3 protein-coding genes are annotated in these 3,550 nt (G+C 71.7%); 2 read left to right on the top strand and 1 reads right to left on the bottom strand.

The window, feature by feature from the left end:
• Together CCR87_RS00730 and CCR87_RS00725 are read left to right on the top strand one after the other, a co-directional pair.
• Positions 1–306: hypothetical protein (locus tag CCR87_RS00730; protein ID WP_201155417.1), on the top strand; the 306-nt coding region annotated here is incomplete at its 5' end.
• Between the two features lie 38 nt (positions 307–344).
• Positions 345–2,684 carry an AAA family ATPase gene (locus tag CCR87_RS00725; RefSeq protein ID WP_201155416.1) on the top strand — a complete coding sequence of 780 codons (2,340 nt, stop codon included), beginning with the start codon at positions 345–347 and terminating at the stop codon, positions 2,682–2,684.
• Positions 2,685–3,082: 398 nt separating this feature from the next.
• Here the strand turns inward: CCR87_RS00725 and CCR87_RS00720 are convergent.
• Positions 3,083–3,550, bottom strand: a 468-nt coding sequence (locus CCR87_RS00720; RefSeq protein ID WP_242511776.1) for a transposase, incomplete at its 5' end; no start/stop codon positions are given.

Here is a 3,550-nt window from a genome sequence, read left to right as displayed (position 1 = left end):
GTCCAGGCCCGCCGCCTGCCACAGCGCCTGATCGCCCGCACCGAGGCCTGGCGGCTGGCACCCGCGGTCCCCGCAGGCGCCCTGGCGCTGGTGCTGGCGGTGACCGGGGCGGGCCCGCTGCGCGACGCGCTCGGCGGCATCGGCGACGGCGCCCCCACAGCCCTCCCCGCCACCCTGCCCGCCGATCCGCACCATCCGGGCACCGGGCTGTTGCAGGCGCTGACCCCCCCGGCGGCATCGCCGCACGCATCACCACACACCTCGCCGCACACCTCCGCGCGCGGCACTCCGCCCCTGGCCGAGTGACCGCGCCTTCCCGACACATCCCTCCAACGGAGACCGCCATGAAACAGGACAGACCCCTGACCACCGGACCGCATGCCCCCGCGCTGACCGACGGCGATGCCCCAGTGACAGGTCCCGCGACAGCAACGGGCCCGACGACGGACACCACGACGGGCACCCCGCCGGCCGCCCGCCCCGCGCCCAGCCCCCGCGACATGATCCTGCGGCGGTTCCGCGTGACCAATTTCCGCTCGGTCATCGACAGCGGCTGGGTGGAGGCGGGCGCCGTCACCGCGCTGATCGGCGTGAACGAAAGCGGCAAGACCAACCTGCTGCTGCCGCTGTGGAAGCTCAACCCCGCCCGCGGCGGCGCGATCGAGGCGATCTCGGACTTTCCCAAGCACCTGTTCATGACCATCCGCGACAACCCCGGCGGCTTCCAGTTCGTCGAGGCAGAGTTCGACGCAGGCCCGCGCACCGCCGAATTCGCCGATCTGGCGGGCATCCCCCAGGACGAGGCCGCCTGCGTCCGCGTCGGCCGGTTCTATGACGGCAGCCACGTCGTCACCTTTCCGCGCCACCGCCGCGACCGCCATGCCGACACCGCCTGGGCCGCCGAACGGCTGGAGGCGGCGCGCACGGAGTTGGCGCGCACCCCCGCCGACGCGGCCTCGGGCGATCTGATGGAGCGCGCCACCGCCACGCTGGAGCGGCTGCATACGGGGCTGGAGGCGGGCGGCGCGCTCAACGCCAACGACCTGATCCGGCTGCGCGACGCGGTCTCGGTGCTGCTGCCCGCGGACCTGGCCGACGGGGGGGCTGCCATCGCGGTGCTGCAGGAACTCCGCCTGGCCTTCGGCGAGCGCATGGCCGAACTTTGCGCCGCCGACCCCGGATCGCGCCCCGAGCTGCGCCGCTCGGTGCTCGGCGCGATGCCGCCCTTCGTCTATTATTCCAACTACGGCAACCTCGACAGCGAGATCTATCTGCCGCATGTCGTCGACAACCTCATGCGCGAGGACCTGGGCACCCGCGAGGCCGCCAAGGCGCGCACGCTGAAGGTGCTGTTCGGCTTCGTCGGCCTGAAACCCGCCGAGATCTTGGAGCTGGGCCGCGATTTCCGCGACATCCGCGAGGAGGCCGAGGAGGCCGCCGTCGCCCGCGACGGCACCGTGGGCCGGTTGCGCCGCATCCTCGGGCGCATCGCGGGCCCCGACACCGGGCCGCGCACCGAGGAACTGGCGCGGATCGCACAGGCCAAGCGCACCCGGTCGATCCTGCTGCAATCGGCCGGCACACGGCTGACCGAACGCTTCGGCGACTGGTGGACGCAAGGCGACTACCGCTTCCGCTTCGAGGCCGACGGCAACCATTTCCGCATCTGGGTCGCCGACAAGCGCCGCCCGCAGGAGATCGAGCTGGAGAACCGATCGACCGGGCTGCAGTGGTTCCTGTCGTTCTTTCTGGTGTTCATGGTCGAAAGCATGGGCGCGCACCGCCGCGCGGTCCTTCTGCTGGATGAACCCGGCCAGTCGCTACACCCGCTGGCGCAGCGCGACCTGTCGGCGTTCTTCGACATCCTCGCGGCGACCAACCAGCTGATCTACACCTCGCATTCGCCGTTCCTGGTGGATGCCGACCGGCTGGACCGGGCGCGCAAGGTCTATGTCGGGCGCGACGGCTCCACCCGCGCCACCGCCGACCTGCGCGAGGACGAGGGGCGCGACCATCAGCGCGGGGCTGCCTATGCGGTGCAGTCCGCGCTCAACCTCGGGGTGGCCGAGGCGATGCTGCGCGGCGCGCGCCCGGTGATGGTGGGCGGGCTGGCCGAGCAGCTGCACCTGGGCACGCTGCGCACGCTGGCCACGGCCGCGGGCCGCTTTGCCCCCCGCCGCGACCTGGTGTTCGCGCCGGCCGGGCCCAGCCGCACCGCGCGCGTGGTCGCAAGCCTGCTGGCCGCCGAGGAAGGCGCGCTGCCGCTGGTGCTGCTGGGGGGTGACGACCGGGCGCTGGCGCAGGATCTGCGCGCGGGCCTCTATGCCGACACCCCCGATCGGGTTCTGGACCTGGGCACGGTGATCGGGCTGCCGGGTGCGCAGGTGGAGGACCTGCTGCCGCCGGCGTTCCTGGCCGACCAGCTCGACCGGATCGAGCGCCGCCCCGAGGTCCGCTTTGGCGACGTGCTGGCCCATGGCCTGCCGTTCGGCCCGCAGGTCGAGGACTGGGCCCGCGCGCAGGGCATCACCCTGCCGGCCGACTGGCGCCTGACGCTGGCGCGCCGGGCGCGCGATGCGGCGCTGGCGCTCGGGCCCGGAGGGTTCGACGCCGCGGTGCGCGACCGCTGGGCGCAGCTGCTCGCCCGCCTGAGCGAGGAGGACACCGCCCCGCCCACGGCCTGATCTCTGGTCCCGGCGACCCCCCGACAGGGCCAGTCGCTGGCGGCCCGACCGAGGGGAGGCCGAGGGGTGGCGGCGAGGGGAGGGCCGCGGGAGCAGCCATGACACTGGCGGGCCTCCCTCCCTCAGGCGCCCGCTCGCCACCCGGAGATCTCCCTCCCCTGAGAGGCGCCGTGGCTGCCTCTGTGGCCCGAAAGTCGTCGCCGGCAAGAAGTCTCTGGAAGCACCCAACCAAGGTCCCAATGATAATCACCACGAAGCCAGTGGCCATCACGGGAACCGAGATCATCGCCTTATGCATGTTGAAGACGGGATCCATACGGACACTGAAGGGGGCCGGTGGCACGGCGGGGTCACGTCCGTCAAGCTGGTGTAATTTCCCGGATGGCCTGAGGGCATGATCAGGCGGCCTTCGTGGTTATGCTGAGAATGGGGTCGATCTCCTCGGTATCGATGCGGGCGAAGGCGTCGACCATCATGTAGCGGCTCGAGGTCTGCCATTCGTCATTCTGCTCGAACAGCACCGCGCCGATGAGGCGCAGGATGGAGGCCTCGTTCGGGAAGATCCCGACGACATCGGCGCGCCGCTTCACCTCCTTGTTCAGCCGCTCGATCGGGTTCGTGGAGTGCAGCTTGGTGCGGTGCTGGCGCGGAAAGGACATGTAGGCCAGCACGTCGTGCTCGCTGGCGTCCATAAGGTCGGCCAGCTTCGGCCAGCGGGAACGCAGCTGGTCGGAGACCTTGCGCCAGGTCTCGCCGGCATGGGCGCGGTCGGGCCCTCCGGGCCTTGCTGTCGCTTGATCCGATCCACTGGATCGGATCATCCGGGCAAGCCCGGACCGCTTGGCAAGGGTCGAAGGCCTGCCGGA

This window comes from Rhodobaculum claviforme (assembly GCF_016653255.1).
Classification (GTDB): domain Bacteria; phylum Pseudomonadota; class Alphaproteobacteria; order Rhodobacterales; family Rhodobacteraceae; genus Rhodobaculum; species Rhodobaculum claviforme.
The sequence above is the reverse complement of the archived record's forward strand: the minus strand, read 5'-3'. Positions and strand labels throughout refer to the sequence as shown.